Genomic DNA, 16,198 nt, shown 5'->3' on the forward strand with positions numbered 1-16,198 from the left:
GACGAGTCGGGGCTGCCCGCCGCCGGACCGGTCGCGCGGCTCGCGGCCGACGTCCGCGCCGACCGGGCCCGCACCGCGACGGCCACAGCGCGCCGGGCGGCTGTTCTGGTCACCGCACCGGTGGGGCTGTGCTTCCTGCCCGCCTTCGTCGCGGTCGGCGTGCTGCCGGTGCTGATCGGCCTCGCGGGTGGGGCGCTGAACGGGGGTGGTGGCTGAGGGAGAGGACCTGGGACGGAAGCGGGCGCAGTGTGGGAACAACAGACCGAGACCTTACGGGGGTCCAGATGTACGGGAAGGTGCGGGCACGGCTGTGTGCCCTGGTACGCCGGATGCGCGGGGACGCGGGGATGGTCACGTCCGAGTACGCGATGGGGATCATCGCGGCGGTGGCGTTCGCCGTGCTGCTGTACGAGGTGGTGACGAGCGGGCAGGTCAAGGCCGAACTGCAGAACATCGTGAAGCGGGCGCTCAGTGCGCGGATGTGAACGCCTGGGTGGGCGGCAGGATGAGCGGAAGGGCGAGCGGCAGGGCGCCGACGCGGGGTTCGTGACGGCGGAGGCCGCCATGGTCCTGCCCGTGCTGGTGCTGGTGGTGACGGCGCTGGTGTGGGGGCTGTTGGTGGTGCTCGCGCAGATCCAGTGCGTGGACGCGGCACGGGCCGGTGCCCGGGCGGCCGCCCGGCAGGACCCGGAGGGCGCGGTCACCCGGGTGGCCCGTGACGCGGCACCGCGCGGTGCGGAGGTCACGGTGACCCGCCGGGGAGACCACGTGCACGTGGTTGTCGTGGCCGACCCGCCGGGGATGGGCGTGCTGCCCTTCCGGTTGAGGGAGGAGGCCGTTGCGGAGGCGGAGGACATGGTGCGGACGGTGGGGACGCGGACGCCGGGAGGAGCGAGGACATGAGATGCCGTTTCCCGGACTTCTCGGACCGTGGCTCCGCCAGTGTGTGGGGCGTCGGGGCGATCGTCCTGCTCTGCGTGGTGTTCGGCATCGGCCTCGCCCTCGGGCAGGCGGTGGTCGACCGGCACCGCGCGGCCGGGGGCGCCGACCTCGCGGCGCTTGCGGCGGCGGGCCACTGGGCCGAGGGTACCGCCGCGGCCTGCGCACGGGCGGACCGGGTGGCCCGCGCGCAGGGCACCTGGCTCGTCCGGTGCGCCATCGTCGGCGACACCTCGGACGTCACGGCGGTGTCGGAACGAGGGCCCTTCACGGCGGAGGTGAGAGCGAGGGCGGGGCCGGCGGTCCCACCGGACGACACAGCGGCCCCGGCGGCGCCTGTGGCGTCGGCGGAACCCACGGCAGGACCGGGGAGCGGACCGGGCCCGGCCACGGCACCTGTCACCCCCGCGGGCTAGGCCTGGCTCTGGCTCTTCTTCTCCTCCGGCGCCCCCTCCAGCAGCACGGTGAGCAGTCGTACGGCCCCCCGCTTGTGCAGTGGGTCGTTGCCGTTGCCGCACTTGGGGGACTGGATGCAGGAGGGGCAGCCGGAGTCGCACTCGCAGGAGGCGATGGCCTCGCGGGTGGCGGCGAGCCAGGCGCGGGCGGTGTGGAAGGCGCGCTCGGCGAAGCCCGCGCCGCCGGGGTGGCCGTCGTAGACGAACACCGTGGGCAGCAGTGTGTCGGGGTGCAGCGGGATGGAGACACCGCCGATGTCCCACCGGTCGCAGGTCGCGAACAGGGGCAGCATGCCGATCGAGGCGTGCTCGGCGGCGTGCAGGGCGCCGCCGAGGCTCTCCGGGTGGATCCGGGCCTCGTCGAGCTGGTCCTCGGTGACCGTCCACCACACCGCGCGGGTGCGCAGCGTACGAGGAGGGAGGTCGAGTTTCGTCTCGCCCAGCACTTCACCGGTGAGCAGACGCCGGCGCAGGAAGGAGACCACCTGGTTGGTGACCTCGACGGAGCCGTAGCACAGGCGGCCGTCGCCCCAGGGGACCTCGGTGTCCGTCTCCAGGACGGAGATCGCCGTCGTGTCGCGGGCGACCGTCGTGTACGGCGGGCTCGCCTCCTCGACCAGGGCGACCGAGTCGTCCAGGTCGAGGGAGCGCACCAGGTACGTACGGCCCTGGTGCAGGTGGACCGCGCCCTCGTGCACGCTCGTGTGCGCGGCGCCCGCGTCGACCGTGCCGAGCAGCCGCCCGGTGCCGGCCTCGACGATCTGCACCGGCCGCCCGCCCTCGCCGCGGATGTCGGTGAGGTCCGCGGCCCGCTCCCGGCGGGTCCAGTGCCAGGCCTTCGTCCGCCGGCGCAGCAGCTTCGCGGCCTCCAGCTGTGGCAGCAGCTCCGGGCAGGCGGGTCCGAACAGTTCGATGTCCTCCTCGGTGAGCGGCAGCTCGGCGGCGGCCGCGCACAGGTGCGGGGCGAGGACGTAGGGGTTGTCGGGGTCGAGGACCGTCGATTCGACCGGCTGGTCGAACAGGGCCTCCGGATGGTGGACGAGGAAGGTGTCCAGCGGGTCGTCGCGGGCGATCAGGACCGCGAGGGCGCCCTGGCCGGAGCGGCCCGCGCGGCCCGCCTGCTGCCACAGGGACGCGCGGGTGCCCGGGTAGCCGGCGATCAGTACGGCGTCCAGACCCGAGACGTCCACGCCCAGTTCCAGGGCGGTCGTGGCGGCCAGGCCCAGCAGCTCGCCGGAGTGCAGGGCGCGTTCCAGGGCGCGGCGCTCCTCGGGGAGGTAGCCGCCCCGGTAGGCCGCGACACGCCGGGCCAGCGGCCGGTCGGTCTCGGCCAGCCGCTCCTGGGCGATCACGGAGATCAGCTCGGCGCCGCGCCGGGAGCGTACGAAGGCGACGGAGCGCACGCCCTGCAGGGCGAGGTCGGTCAGCAGGTCGGCGGTCTCGGCGGTGGCGGTACGCCGGACGGGCGCGCCCCTCTCACCCTGGAGTTCGGTGAGCGGGGGCTCCCAGAGGGCGAACACCAGTTCACCGCGGGGCGAGGCGTCGTCGGCCACCTCGACCACGGGCAGACCGGTGAGGCGGCGGGCGGCCACCGAGGGTTCGGCGGCGGTCGCCGAGGCCAGCAGGAAGACCGGCGAGGAGCCGTAGCGCGCGCACAGCCGGCGCAGGCGGCGCAGCACCTGGGCGACGTGCGAGCCGAAGACGCCCCGGTAGGTGTGGCACTCGTCGACGACGACGTACTTCAGGGCGCGCAGGAAGGAGGACCAGCGCGGGTGCGCGGGCAGGATCCCGCGGTGCAGCATGTCGGGGTTGGTCAGGACGTAGTTGCCGTACTGGCGGATCCACTCGCGTTCCTCGGGCGGTGTGTCGCCGTCGTACACCGCGGGGCGTACGGCCTTGCCCAGGGGGCGCGCGAGTTCCTTCACCGCGCGGCACTGGTCGGCCGCCAGGGCCTTGGTGGGGGCCAGGTAGAGGGCGGTGGCGCCACGCCCGCCCGCCCGTCGCCCGCCACCACCCCGTGGAAGCGCTTCGCGCTGCTGTGTCCTTTGGGCGGGCGCCTCGGAGCCGTTCAGCAGCGCCGACAGCACCGGGACGAGGTACGCCAGCGACTTTCCGGACGCCGTGCCCGTGGCGACGACCACCGAGTCGCCGTCGAGGGCGTGCTCGGCGGCACGTGCCTGGTGGGCCCAGGGGTGTTCGATTCCGCAGGCCTGGACGGCCGCGACGACCTCCGATCGAATCCGGTCGGGCCAGACGGCATGGCGACCCTCGCGCGGGGGCAAGTGCTCCGTATGAGTGATGCGTGCAGCCCGGCTCGGCCCCGAGGCGAGCCGGTCCAGAACCGCGCCTGGCGTCAGGCGGGTTGCGGGGTCCGCCGGGGTTCGATCGGATCGGTGATTCTTGGCCATCGGCACCGAGTGTGTCACCGGCGTGCAGGACAATGGGACCAAGGCGTCGTGCACGCCTGCCGGTAAGTGATTGAATGCCATCGCGGCTGGCGAACCGTCCCGGGGGCTTCAAGCCGAGGTGCCCGAGGGGCGACCGCTCGATAGCAAGGTGCTGGAGGATCCGTGGACCTGTCCCTGTCGACCCGTACCGTCGGCGATCGTACGGTCGTCGAGGTCGGTGGCGAAATCGACGTATATACCGCGCCCAAGCTGCGCGAGCAGCTGGTCGAGCTGGTGAACGACGGGAATTTCCACCTCGTCGTCGACATGGAGGGCGTGGACTTCCTCGACTCCACCGGTCTCGGCGTACTGGTCGGCGGGCTGAAGCGAGTGCGTGCCCATGAGGGCTCGCTGCGCCTGGTGTGCAACCAGGAGCGCATTCTCAAGATCTTCCGCATCACCGGTCTGACCAAGGTGTTCCCGATCCACACCACGGTCGACGAAGCGGTGGCGGCCACCGACTGACCGCCGGCCCCGGCCGGTGTCCGGGGCGGAAGAGTCCAAGCGGGGGACCGGGCCTTCGGTGGCCCGGTCCCACGACAGCACGCCCGTAGCTTCGAGGGGGATGCATGGCCACCGTCGAACTCCGCTTCAGCGCGCTGCCCGAGCACGTCAGGACCGCCCGGCTGGTGGCGGCCGCGGTGGCGCGCAGGGCCGGAGTGGACGAGGCCGTCCTCGACGAGGTCAGGCTCGCCGTGGGCGAGGCCTGTTCGCGCGCCGTCGGACTGCATCGCAGCGGCGGGGTCCCGGCACCGGTGAAGGTGCTGCTGACCGAGGAGGGGAAACAGTTCTCCATCGAGGTCGGCGACGAGGCCCGGCACGCGCCGTACCACCCCGGGGACGCCCCGGGCGCCGTGGACGAGGCGGAGGCCGAGGAGGACGAAATGGGCCTCGCGGTCATCAGCGGCCTTGTCGACGACGTGGAGGTCTCGGCCGGGGAGCACGGCGGGCTGATCAAGATGACCTGGCCGACCATGCCGCCGCCGACCGCCGCGCTTCCCTGACGCGTGCCACCACCCACTCGGCCACCCATTCGGCGCACCACACGAGGGCCCTGCTCGGCAGGGCCCTTTGCGTTTTCGCCGACTGTGTCCACCAGGTACATTGAATTCGTGAAGTAATTCACGATCAGTCAGTAGATCATTTGATCAAGCATTGATCGAGTGTCAATGGTTTTGAACCATTACCTCTTTCGGGTTCCGTGGCGTGACGTCGATCATTTGCTGAAGAGCAGGTGAAGGTCGATTCGATTGGCCGCGCTCTGTTTTGATCAGGTTCCGCTACCTACAATCCGTCCACATCTTGAGCTCAGCCCAAGCGTCAAGGAGGACGAATGGCGGGGCTTTCTACCCCTCATCAGTTGGGCCACCCCACAACCTTCGCAGCCGCGGTCCTGACCAACGACAACCGGATCATCGTGGCGGTCATCGCGGCCGTCGCGCTGGCCGCGCTCGTGGTCGCAGGCGTCCTGGTACGCCAGGTACTCGCGGCGGGCGAGGGCACCGACAGCATGAAGAAGATCGCGGAAGCGGTCCAGGAAGGAGCGAAGGCCTATCTGGGCCGTCAGATGCGCACGCTCGGCGTATTCGCCGTGGTCGTGTTCTTCCTGCTCCTGCTGTTGCCCGCGGACGACTGGAATCAGCGTGCCGGACGATCGGTGTTCTTCCTGATCGGTGCGGCGTTCTCGGCGGCCACCGGCTATATCGGCATGTGGCTCGCCGTGCGCAGCAACGTGCGCGTCGCCGCGGCGGCCCGGGAAGCGACTCCCGCGGAAGGTGAGCCGCAAAAGGATCTCACCGCTGTCTCGCACAGAGCCATGAAGATCGCTTTCCGTACGGGCGGCGTCGTCGGCATGTTCACGGTGGGGCTCGGCCTGCTGGGCGCCTCCTGTGTGGTGCTCGTGTACGCGGCGAACGCGCCGAAGGTACTCGAGGGCTTCGGCCTCGGCGCGGCGCTCATCGCGATGTTCATGCGGGTCGGCGGCGGCATCTTCACCAAGGCCGCCGACGTCGGCGCCGACCTGGTCGGCAAGGTCGAGCAGGGCATTCCGGAGGACGATCCGCGCAATGCCGCGACCATCGCCGACAACGTGGGCGACAACGTCGGTGACTGCGCGGGCATGGCGGCCGACCTCTTCGAGTCGTACGCCGTCACGCTCGTGGCCGCGCTCATCCTCGGCATGGCGGCCTTCGGCAACGACGGGCTCGCCTTCCCGCTGCTGGTGCCGGCCATCGGTGTGATCACCGCCATGATCGGCATCTTCGCGGTGGCGCCGCGCCGCGCCGACCGCAGCGGCATGACCGCGATCAACCGCGGCTTCTTCATCTCCGCGGTGATCTCGCTGGCCCTCGTCGCGGTCGCCGTCTTCACCTTTCTGCCGTCGTCGTACGCCGACCTGACCGGCGTCACCGACGCGGCGATCACGGGCAAGAGCGGTGATCCGCGCATCCTCGCCCTGGTCGCGGTGGCCATCGGCATCCTGCTGGCCGCCGTGATCCAGCAGCTGACCGGCTACTTCACCGAGACCAACCGGCGTCCGGTCAAGGACATCGGCAAGAGCTCGCTGACCGGTCCGGCCACCGTGGTCCTCGCCGGCGTCTCCGTCGGCCTGGAGTCGGCCGTCTACACCGCCCTGCTGATCGGCCTCAGCGTCTACGGGGCGTTCCTGCTCGGCGGTACGTCGATCATGCTGGCGCTGTTCGCGGTGGCGCTGGCCGGCACCGGCCTGCTCACCACGGTCGGCGTGATCGTCGCCATGGACACCTTCGGCCCGGTCTCCGACAACGCCCAGGGCATCGCCGAGATGTCCGGCGACGTCGAGGGCGAGGGCGCGCAGGTGCTCACCAACCTGGACGCGGTCGGCAACACCACCAAGGCCATCACCAAGGGCATCGCCATCGCCACCGCCGTCCTGGCGGCGTCGGCGCTCTTCGGGTCCTACCGCGACGCGATCATCACCGGCGCGCGCGACGTCGGGGAGAGAGTCTCCGGTGCGGGTGCGCCGATGAGCCTGACCATGGACATCTCGCAACCCAACAACCTGGTCGGCCTCATCGCCGGTGCGGCGGTCGTCTTCCTCTTCTCGGGGCTGGCGATCAACGCGGTGTCGCGGTCGGCGGGCTCGGTGGTGTACGAGGTGCGACGGCAGTTCCGTGAGAAGCCCGGGATCATGGACTACAGCGAGAAGCCGGAGTACGGCAAGGTCGTCGACATCTGCACCAAGGACGCCCTGCGCGAGCTCGCCACCCCCGGACTGCTCGCCGTCATGGCGCCCATCTTCATCGGGTTCACGCTCGGTGTCGGCGCGCTCGGCTCCTACCTCGCGGGCGCGATCGGCGCGGGCACGCTGATGGCGGTGTTCCTCGCCAACTCCGGTGGCGCCTGGGACAACGCCAAGAAGCTGGTGGAGGACGGCCACCACGGCGGCAAGGGCAGCGAGGCCCATGCCGCCACGGTGATCGGAGACACGGTCGGCGACCCCTTCAAGGACACCGCCGGTCCCGCGATCAACCCGCTGCTGAAGGTGATGAACCTGGTGTCGCTGCTCATCGCGCCCGCGGTGATCAAGTTCTCCTACGGCAGCGACAAGAGTCTCGGTGTACGGGTCGCGATCGCGGTCCTGGCGTTGGTCGTCATCGTCGGCGCGGTCTACATCTCCAAGCGGCGCGGAATCGCCGTGGGTGACGAGGACAGCGCCGAAGAAGTGCCCAAAACGGCCGATCCTGCGGTGGTCTCGTAGGCGGTCTCAACTTCAACTTCAGGCCCAGCTCAAGAGACGGGCGGGTGGCGCGTACGGCGCGTCGCCCGCCCGTCGTGTGTGCGGACGTGCCCCCTCGTGAGCCTTCTCTCGCTGGTGCAAACGGCTACAAGACATCTCATAACGGGCGTCCGGGCAGGGGGCGCCATCGGCATGGCGTGTATGTTCCGGGGCCGAGAGCCACGGAAGGGACCAACCCGGTGAACAAGAAGCTCGCGGCCGCACTGTCCGGCGGTGCGGTACTGGTACTGGCACTGACGGGCTGCACCAGCGGCAGCGACGACAGCAAGAACGACGCGCTGAACGCCTGGGCCAAGCAGGTGTGCGACGCGGTGCAGCCGCAGGCGAAGAAGATCGAGGCCGCCAATGCCGCCATCCAGAAGGAGACCTCGGACAACAGCGAGCCGGCCCAGGTCCAGAAGACCGACGCACAGGCCTTCCAGGACATGTCCGACGCCTACAAGGCGATCGGCGACGCCGTGAACAAGGCGGGCGCTCCCCAGGTCGACAACGGCCAGAAGAAGCTGCGGGACGCGGTCAAGGAGCTCCACAGCCTCGGCGCCTCCTACGCCTCCCTCAAGCAGCAGGTCGACAAGCTCGACACCAAGGACCAGGCCAAGTTCGCGGACGGCCTGAAGGACATCGCCACCCAGCTGGACAAGCTGAGCAGGACCGGCAGCGACGCCCTGAAGAACCTGGAGGAGGGCGACGTGGGCAAGGCGATGGCCCGGCAGCCGAGCTGCAAGTCCACCTCCACCTCCACCTCCGAGTCCGCCGCGCCCTCGACCGCGAACGGCTGACGCACGCACGCGCGCGTGCGGTGCCGGTGGGAGCCGACAGAATGGGGTCGTGAGTGACTCCAGCCTGCCCACCGTGCCCGACCTGCCCGCCGCCGACCGCCCGGACGTCGCCGCCCGGCTCCGGGACGCCCTGCTCGGCGCCTCCTTCACCGCCGACGGACTGCTCGAGCTGCTCGGCGCGCCCGCGTACGCGGCCCTGGCACGCGGCGAGACCGTCCCCGCGCTACGGGCCACGCGTGGCGACACGCCACTGGAGCTGCTGGTCCGGCTGTTCCTGCTGCAGCAGCCCGTGCCGCACGCGCGCGTGGCGGACGTCCTGCCCGTCGAGGACTGCCTGGAGACCGGCTGGCTGGCGCGCGCCGGCGAGGACGAGCTCGCCGCGACCGTGGACGTACGGCCGTACGGCGGGCCCGACGGCGAGGACTGGTTCATCGTGTCCGACCTGGGTTGTGCGGTCGGTGGATCAGGAGGTGTGCGCGCCAGCGCTCGTTGGAGGGGTGGTGGCGGGCGACGGGCGGGAGGTATCGGCAGCCGTCGGGAGGGTGTCGTCCTCGGTGTCGGCGGCGCGTCCACGACCCTGGCCGGCATCACGGTCCGTACGCCCGCCGGCTCCGCGCTCGACCTCGGCACCGGTTCCGGCATCCAGGCGCTGCACGCCGGCCGGCACGCCACGCGCGTGACCGCGACCGACGTCAACCCGCGCGCGCTGCACATCACCGCCCTGACGCTGGCGCTGTCGGGCGCCCCGGCCGCCGATCTGCGCCAGGGCTCGCTGTTCGAGCCGGTCCGCGACGGCGAGACGTTCGACCTGATCGTCTCCAACCCGCCCTTCGTGATCTCTCCCGGCGCCCGGCTGACGTACCGCGACGGCGGGATGGGCGGGGACGATCTGTGCCGCACGCTCGTCCAGCAGGCGGGGGAGCGGCTGAACGAGGGCGGGTTCGCACAGTTCCTCGCCAACTGGCAGCACGTGGAGGGGGAGGACTGGCAGGACAGGCTCAGGTCATGGGTGCCCCGCGGGTGCGACGCGTGGATCGTGCAGCGCGAGGTGCAGGACGTCACGCAGTACGCCGAGCTGTGGCTCAGGGACGCCGGGGACCACCGCGCCGACCCGGTTCAGTACCAGGAGCGGTACGACGCCTGGCTGGAGGAGTTCGAGGCGCGCAAGGTCAGGGCCGTGGGCTTCGGCTGGATCACGCTGCGCCGGACGTCCTCCGCGGTGCCCTCCATCACCGTGGAGGAGTGGCCGCACCCGGTGGAGCAGCCGCTCGGCGAGACCGTACGGGCGTACTTCGCCCGCCTCGACTACCTGCGGGACCACGACGACGCGGCCCTGCTCGACGACCACTTCCGGCTGGTCCGCGAGGTCGTCCAGGAGCAGGTCGGCCTGCCCGGCGCCGAGGACCCCGAGCACGTCGTGCTGCGCCAGAACCGCGGGATGCGCCGCGCCACCACCGTGGACACGGTCGGCGCGGGCTTCGCCGGCGTCTGCGACGGCACACTGAGCGCCGGCCGGATCCTGGACGCCATCGCCCAGCTGATGGGCGAGGACCCGGTCGTGCTCCGCGACCGCACGCCCGCCCAGATCCGGCTGCTGGTGGAACAGGGCTTCATCGAGCCGGCGGGCTGACACCGGCCGACCGGTTTTCGCCCCTGTCACTTTCTTTCTTCTTCTCTTTTCTTCGGTCACTTCCGGTCATGCGGCGCGTGGCGCGGGCGGCGGCGGACGGAACGCGCGGGCGCCCGTCCGCCCGGCGTTCACCGGAGGTTGACCCGGCCGTCGCCCATGGGTGCCAGCCTCCCGTACCGGGGCATCCGGGGACGGGAGGGGACGTACGTGGAGAGCGGGCCGACGATCTTCGCGGGAACGGTGTTCGCCCTGTTCGGGGCGGCATTGCTGGGGTGGACGGCGGTGCGGGTGCGGCACCGGGAACCCGTCGCCCTCGGCGTCGGCCGGGCCACGTCGGCGACCGTCGCGAGCCTGCTCGCCCTCACCGCACTGTCCCTCGGCATGTGGTGTTTCACCCGCGTGTGAGAACCGCCGCACCACCGCGTTTTCCGTAACTGATGGGTCACCCTCCGCATGATCCCGAAAGGGCTGGTGAACACTCCGGGCGGCAGGAAGGGCAGAAGTCGGGTTACCGTTCGAGTGGCCGTTGCGGGCTTTTCCCGTTTGACACGGGGGCGGGATGTACCGTCACACTCCGCAGCGTCACCACGATCCGACCCCCGGGAATTCAAGGCCCGGGGAGCCCCCAGCGTCGACCGGAGAGAAGAGCGAAGTTGTCCCCGACCAGCGAGACCGCACAGGGCGGCCGCCGACTCGTCATCGTCGAGTCGCCTGCCAAGGCGAAGACGATCAAGGGCTACCTCGGCCCCGGCTACGTCGTCGAAGCGAGCGTCGGGCACATCCGTGACCTTCCCAGCGGCGCCGCGGAGGTTCCTGAGAAATACACCGGCGAGGTGCGCCGCCTCGGTGTGGATGTAGAACATGACTTCCAGCCGATCTATGTCATCAACGCGGACAAGAAGGCCCAGGTCAAGAAGCTCAAGGACCTGCTGAAGGAATCCGACGAGCTCTTCCTCGCCACCGATGAGGACCGCGAGGGCGAGGCCATCGCCTGGCATCTGCAGGAAGTGCTCAAGCCGAAGATCCCGGTCAGGCGGATGGTCTTCCACGAGATCACCAAGGACGCCATCCGCGAGGCCGTCGCCAACCCGCGCCAGCTCAACCAGCGGCTGGTCGACGCCCAGGAGACCCGCCGCATCCTCGACCGTCTCTACGGCTACGAGGTCTCGCCGGTGCTGTGGAAGAAGGTCATGCCGCGTCTGTCGGCCGGCCGCGTCCAGTCGGTCGCGACCCGGCTCGTGGTCGAGCGGGAACGCGAGCGCATGGCATTCCGCTCCGCCGAGTACTGGGACCTGACCGGCACCTTCTCGACCGGTCGCGCGGGCGATGCGAGCGACCCGTCGTCGCTGGTCGCACGCCTGCAGTCCGTCGACGGCCGGCGTGTCGCACAGGGCCGCGACTTCGACTCCCTGGGGCAGCCGAAGAGCGCGAACACCCTCCACCTCGACGAGGCCACCGCCCGCGCGCTGGCCGCCGCTCTGGAGCACACCCGCTTCTCCGTGCGGTCCGTCGAGTCCAAGCCGTACCGCCGCTCGCCGTACGCCCCGTTCCGTACGACGACGCTGCAGCAGGAGGCCAGCCGCAAGCTCGGCTTCGGCGCGAAGGCCACCATGCAGATCGCGCAGAAGCTGTACGAGAACGGCTACATCACGTACATGCGTACGGACTCCACCACCCTGAGCGGCACGGCGATCGCCGCCGCCCGTGCCCAGGTCACGCATCTGTACGGCGCCGACTATCTGCCGCCGCAGCCGCGTACGTACGCCGGCAAGGTCAAGAACGCCCAGGAGGCGCACGAGGCGATCCGCCCCTCGGGTGATCGTTTCCGCACGCCCGCCGAGACCGGTCTGACCGGTGACCAGTTCAGGCTCTACGAGCTGATCTGGAAGCGGACGGTCGCCTCCCAGATGAAGGACGCGACCGGCAACAGCGTGACCGTCAGGATCGGCGGCACCGCGGCCGACGGCCGGGACGTCGAGTTCAGCGCGTCCGGCAAGACGATCACCTTCCACGGCTTCCTCAAGGCCTACGTCGAGGGCGCCGACGACCCGAACGCCGAGCTCGACGACCGCGAGCGCCGCCTGCCCCAGGTCACCGAGGGCGACGCCCTGAACGCCGAGGAGATCACGGCCGACGGGCACGCCACCAAGCCCCCGGCCCGCTACACCGAGGCCAGCCTGGTCAAGGAGCTCGAAGAGCGCGAGATCGGCCGCCCGTCGACGTACGCGTCGATCATCGGCACGATCCTCGACCGCGGCTACGTCTTCAAGAAGGGCACGGCCCTGGTGCCGTCCTTCCTGTCCTTCGCCGTGGTCAACCTCCTGGAGAAGCACTTCGGGCGGCTCGTCGACTACGGCTTCACCGCCAAGATGGAGGACGACCTCGACCGCATCGCACGCGGCGAGGCCCAGGCCGTGCCGTGGCTGAAGCGGTTCTACTTCGGTGAGGGTGCTGTCGAGGGTGCCGCCGCCGACGCCGGCAACGGCGACGGGGACCACCTCGGCGGGCTCAAGGAGCTGGTGACCGACCTGGGCGCCATCGACGCGCGCGAGGTGTCGTCGTTCCCCGTGGGCAACGGCATCGTGCTGCGGGTCGGACGCTACGGGCCGTACATCGAGCGCGGCGAGAAGGAGACCGACACCCACCAGCGTGCCGACATCCGGGACGACCTGGCCCCGGACGAGCTGACCGTCGAGCTCGCCGAGGAACTGCTCGCCAAGCCGAGCGGCGACTTCGAGCTGGGCATCGACCCGGCCACCGGCCACACGATCGTCGCCAAGGACGGCCGCTACGGCCCGTACGTCACCGAAGTCCTCCCCGAGGGCACCCCGAAGACCGGCAAGAACGCGGTCAAGCCGCGCACGGCCTCGCTGTTCAAGTCGATGACCCTGGACACGGTGACGCTGGGCGACGCGCTGAAGCTCATGTCGCTGCCGCGCGTCGTCGGCACCGACGCCGACGGCCAGGAGATCACCGCGCAGAACGGCCGCTACGGCCCCTACCTGAAGAAGGGCACGGACTCGCGCTCGCTGCAGACCGAGGACCAGCTCTTCACGATCACGCTGGAGGAGGCCCAGGCGATCTACGCCCAGCCCAAGCAGCGCGGTCGCGCGGCCGCCAAGCCGCCGCTGAAGGAGCTCGGCGAGGACCCGGTCAGCGGCAAGCCGGTCGTGGTCAAGGACGGCCGTTTCGGCCCGTACGTCACCGACGGCGAGACCAACGCGACCCTGCGCTCCGGCGACAGCGTCGAGGCGATCACCCCGGAGCGCGGCTTCGAGCTGCTCGCCGAGAAGCGCGCGAAGGGACCGGCCAGGAAGACCGCGAAGAAGTCGGCCGCGAAGAAGACGACGGCGAAGAAGACGGCGTCCACGGCCGCGAAGAAGACCGCGGCGAAGAAGACCGCGGCGAAGAAGACGGCCACCGCGAAGACGGCTGCCAAGAAGACGACCGCCAAGAAGGCGACGGCTTCCGGGGCGACCGCCGCCAAGACGACGGAGGGCTGATCGCGGGCGGCGCAGGACCGATCGCGCGGCGGACCCTTCACGGATCCTTTGCGAAAAGCACGCCCCGGCATCACTTTGGTGTCGGGGCGTGTGCACGTTCGGACGGTCACCGTGTGCTGTCAGTGTGTCCGGATAGGCTGAACGCATGACGCGAGCCGAGCAGCCAACGGCCCACACCACCGCACCCGACGACACCCTCGCGGCCGATTCCCGCGAGCGCGCCGTCCGCTCCCTGCTGCGCCGGCCTCAACTGAGGCGACTGTGGAGCGCGCAACTGGTGGGGGGTGTCGGAGACGTCCTGGCGCTCCTGGTCCTGGTCGTCCTCGCCCTCCAGGCGGCGATCGCCGCCGGCTCCTTCGGCGGGGGCTACCGGGGCGTGGCCTTCGCAGTGGCGACCGTCTTCGCCGTGCGCATCCTGGCGACCGTGCTCTTCGGCGCGGTCCTCCTCGGCCCGCTGACCTCGCTCACCTCCCAGGACGGCCCGCTCGACCGCCGCTGGACCATGGTCGGCGCGGACGGCGTGCGCGCCGCCCTGCTGATCGTCGCCCCGCTGTGGATCGACTGGACGCCGGACAACGCCCTGGCCTACCTCCTGGTCACCGTCTTCGTGACCGGGGTCGCCGAGCGCCTCTGGACGGTGTGCCGGGAGAGCGCTGCCCCCGCACTGCTGCCTGCCCCGCCCCCGGAGGGCGCCACGGTACGCCCGCTGCCCGACCACATGGACGCCCTGCGCCGCCTGTCGCTGCGCACGACCTTCCTGGCCATCCCGCTGGCGGCCGCCGCCCTGGTCGTCGCGTCCCTGCTCAACAACCTCCTGGGCACCGGCGTCGCCTGGTTCGACCAGCACCAGGCGGCCCTCGGCTCCTACGTCGCGGCCGGACTGTTCGCCGCGTCCCTGTCCGTGCTGACCTACCTGGAACTGCCCGGCACGCGCACCCCGCGCCCGCGCTCGCCGCTGGAGGGCCTGCGCCGCCCGAGGACAGGCACCGGCGCCGACAAGGGCCGTACGGGGGCCGTTCCGATGCTCGTGCTCGCCTGCGCGGCCGTCGCCGGGGCGGTCGCCGCCGCGGTCGCCGTCTGCGTCCTGCACGCCATCGACCTGGACGGCGGCCCGGTGCTGTACGGGCTGGCGGTGCTCGCCCTCACGGGCGGGGTCGCCGCCGGCGTCCGTACGGCACCCAGGGCGCTGGTCTCGCTGTCGCGGCGCCGGTTGCTGGCCCTGGTGATCGCCCTCACCGGCATCGCCCTGCTCGCCGCCGGACTCGTCCCCGACGTCACCACCGTCCTGCTGATCCTCGCCCTGGCCGGGGTGAGCGCGGGCGTCGCCGCCAACACCGGGCACACTCTGCTCGACCAGGAGACCGAGGACTACCGCCGGCCGCGCATGACCGAACACCTGCACGCGGTGGTACGGGTCTTCGTGGCGCTCGGCGCCGTGCTCGCCCCGGTGGTCGCGGCCGTGATCGGCCCGCACCGCCTGGAGAACGGCCGGTTCGTGTTCGCGCACGGCGGCGCCGCCTTCACCCTGATGCTGGTCGGCGCGCTGCTGCTGCCGGTGGCCGCGCTGGTCCTCGCCAAGGTCGACGACCGTTCCGGCGTACCGCTGCGGCAGGACCTCGTCGACGCCCTGCGCGGTGGCGACGACCCGGTGACGGCCCCCGCGGCCTCCGGTTTCTTCATCGCCCTGGAGGGCGGTGACGGGGCGGGCAAGTCCACGCAGGCCGAGGCGCTCGCCGACTGGATCAGGTCCAAGGGGCACGAGGTCGTCCTCACCCGCGAGCCGGGTGCCACACCCGTGGGCAAGCGGCTGCGCTCGATCCTGCTCGACGTGTCCTCGCAGGGCCTGTCCCACCGCGCGGAGGCGCTGCTGTACGCCGCCGACCGAGCGGAGCACGTCGACACGGTCGTACGGCCCGCCCTGGAGCGGGGCGCCGTGGTGATCAGCGACCGCTACGTCGACTCGTCGGTGGCCTACCAGGGCGCGGGCCGCGACCTGTCCCCGACCGAGATCGCGCGGATCTCCCGCTGGGCGACCAGCGGACTGGTCCCGCACCTGACCGTCCTGCTGGACGTCTCCCCGGAGGCGGCCCGCGAGCGGTTCACGGAGGCACCCGACCGCCTGGAGTCGGAGCCCGCCGAGTTCCACGCGCGCGTGCGGGCCGGATTCCTGACGCTGGCCGCCGCCGACCCCGGCCGGTACCTGGTGGTGGACGCCGGGCAGGAGCCCGAAGCCGTCACCACGGTCGTCCGGCACCGGCTCGACCAGATGCTGCCGCTGTCCGAGGCCGAGCTGAAGGCCCAGGAGGAGGCACGGAAGAAGGCAGAGGAGGAGGCGCGCCGCAAGGCCGAGGAGGAGGCCCGCAGGAAGGCCGAGGAGGAGCGACTGGAGCGCGAGCGCCAGGAGCAGCTCGCACGGCTGCGCGCCGAGGAGGAGGAGCGCAAGCGGCGCGAGCTGGAGGAGGCGCAGCGGCGCGAGGCCGAACGGCAGGCGGAGGAGGCCCGGCGGCGCGCCGAGGAGGCCCGGCGCAAGGCGGAGGAGGATCAGGCCCGGCTGCTCGCGGAGGAGCAGGCACGGGCGGAGGCCGAGGCGCGCCGCAAGGCCGAGGAGGAGGAGCGGCGCCGGCAGGCCGAGGAGGAGGCCCGGCTGCGCGCCGAGGCCGAGGCACG

General features: G+C 71.4%; 12 protein-coding genes and 1 pseudogene. 12 read left to right on the forward strand and 1 reads right to left on the reverse strand.

Going from position 1 to position 16,198, the window contains the following annotated elements:
- The 4 genes and pseudogenes from DEP02_RS28450 to DEP02_RS28465 form a co-directional block, all read left to right on the forward strand.
- Nucleotides 1–216: pseudogene (locus DEP02_RS28450) on the forward strand (type II secretion system F family protein); the annotation flags it as partial.
- Between the two features lie 68 nt (nucleotides 217–284).
- The gene (locus tag DEP02_RS28455) at nucleotides 285–485 is read left to right on the forward strand and encodes a DUF4244 domain-containing protein (protein WP_112470545.1); all 201 of its coding nucleotides are present in this window, start codon (nucleotides 285–287) and stop codon (nucleotides 483–485) included.
- Nucleotides 486–564: 79 nt separating this feature from the next.
- Nucleotides 565–903, forward strand: a complete 339-nt coding sequence (locus DEP02_RS28460; RefSeq protein WP_232839310.1) for a TadE family type IV pilus minor pilin — start codon at nucleotides 565–567, stop codon at nucleotides 901–903.
- On the forward strand, nucleotides 900–1,355 hold the full coding sequence (locus DEP02_RS28465) for an Rv3654c family TadE-like protein (protein ID WP_112470547.1): 456 nt from the start codon (nucleotides 900–902) through the stop codon (nucleotides 1,353–1,355). The genes DEP02_RS28460 and DEP02_RS28465 overlap by 4 nt, the downstream gene beginning before the upstream one ends.
- Here the strand turns inward: DEP02_RS28465 and DEP02_RS28470 are convergent.
- Entirely contained in the window at nucleotides 1,352–3,883 is a 2,532-nt protein-coding gene (locus tag DEP02_RS28470) for a DEAD/DEAH box helicase (RefSeq protein ID WP_198668634.1), read from the reverse strand. The two genes, DEP02_RS28465 and DEP02_RS28470, sit on opposite strands and share 4 nt — an antisense overlap.
- 81 nt (nucleotides 3,884–3,964) lie before the next feature.
- Here DEP02_RS28470 and bldG point away from each other — a divergent pair, with 81 nt between their 5' ends.
- The 8 genes from bldG to tmk form a co-directional block, all read left to right on the forward strand.
- A complete protein-coding gene (gene bldG / locus DEP02_RS28475) occupies nucleotides 3,965–4,306 on the forward strand; it encodes an anti-sigma factor antagonist BldG (RefSeq protein WP_073947065.1) in 342 nt (113 codons plus the stop codon).
- 104 nt (nucleotides 4,307–4,410) lie between these two features.
- Entirely contained in the window at nucleotides 4,411–4,845 is a 435-nt protein-coding gene (locus DEP02_RS28480) for an ATP-binding protein (protein WP_112470549.1), read from the forward strand.
- A gap of 329 nt (nucleotides 4,846–5,174) precedes the next feature.
- Nucleotides 5,175–7,580: a sodium-translocating pyrophosphatase gene (locus DEP02_RS28485; RefSeq protein ID WP_112470550.1), complete on the forward strand. Its 2,406-nt coding sequence runs from the start codon at nucleotides 5,175–5,177 to the stop codon at nucleotides 7,578–7,580.
- A 218-nt stretch (nucleotides 7,581–7,798) separates the two neighbouring features.
- Nucleotides 7,799–8,398, forward strand: a complete 600-nt coding sequence (locus DEP02_RS28490; RefSeq protein WP_198668635.1) for a small secreted protein — start codon at nucleotides 7,799–7,801, stop codon at nucleotides 8,396–8,398.
- A 49-nt stretch (nucleotides 8,399–8,447) separates the two neighbouring features.
- Nucleotides 8,448–10,028: a N5-glutamine methyltransferase family protein gene (locus DEP02_RS28495; RefSeq protein ID WP_198668636.1), complete on the forward strand. Its 1,581-nt coding sequence runs from the start codon at nucleotides 8,448–8,450 to the stop codon at nucleotides 10,026–10,028.
- A 207-nt stretch (nucleotides 10,029–10,235) separates the two neighbouring features.
- Nucleotides 10,236–10,433 (forward strand): hypothetical protein, encoded by a 198-nt coding sequence (locus DEP02_RS28500; protein WP_112470555.1) that lies wholly within the window; start codon nucleotides 10,236–10,238, stop codon nucleotides 10,431–10,433.
- A gap of 248 nt (nucleotides 10,434–10,681) precedes the next feature.
- On the forward strand, nucleotides 10,682–13,531 hold the full coding sequence (topA, locus tag DEP02_RS28505) for a type I DNA topoisomerase (protein ID WP_112470552.1): 2,850 nt from the start codon (nucleotides 10,682–10,684) through the stop codon (nucleotides 13,529–13,531).
- Between the two features lie 145 nt (nucleotides 13,532–13,676).
- Nucleotides 13,677–16,198, forward strand: a 2,522-nt coding sequence (gene tmk, locus DEP02_RS28510) for a dTMP kinase (protein ID WP_112470553.1), incomplete at its 3' end; no start/stop codon positions are given.

It is taken from the genome of Streptomyces triticisoli, from assembly GCF_003270085.1.
Classification (GTDB): domain Bacteria; phylum Actinomycetota; class Actinomycetes; order Streptomycetales; family Streptomycetaceae; genus Streptomyces; species Streptomyces triticisoli.

What these genes read in the sequence shown, in the direction of transcription:
- DEP02_RS28485 (WP_112470550.1), top strand. Translation starts at nt 5,175, where the DNA reads ATGGCGGGGCTTTCTACCCCTCATCAGTTGGGCCACCCCACAACCTTC.
- DEP02_RS28465 (WP_112470547.1), top strand. Translation starts at nt 900, where the DNA reads ATGAGATGCCGTTTCCCGGACTTCTCGGACCGTGGCTCCGCCAGTGTG.
- DEP02_RS28470 (WP_198668634.1), bottom strand. Translation starts at nt 3,883, where the DNA reads ATGGCATTCAATCACTTACCGGCAGGCGTGCACGACGCCTTGGTCCCA.
- DEP02_RS28480 (WP_112470549.1), top strand. Translation starts at nt 4,411, where the DNA reads ATGGCCACCGTCGAACTCCGCTTCAGCGCGCTGCCCGAGCACGTCAGG.
- DEP02_RS28455 (WP_112470545.1), top strand. Translation starts at nt 285, where the DNA reads ATGTACGGGAAGGTGCGGGCACGGCTGTGTGCCCTGGTACGCCGGATG.
- DEP02_RS28460 (WP_232839310.1), top strand. Translation starts at nt 565, where the DNA reads ATGGTCCTGCCCGTGCTGGTGCTGGTGGTGACGGCGCTGGTGTGGGGG.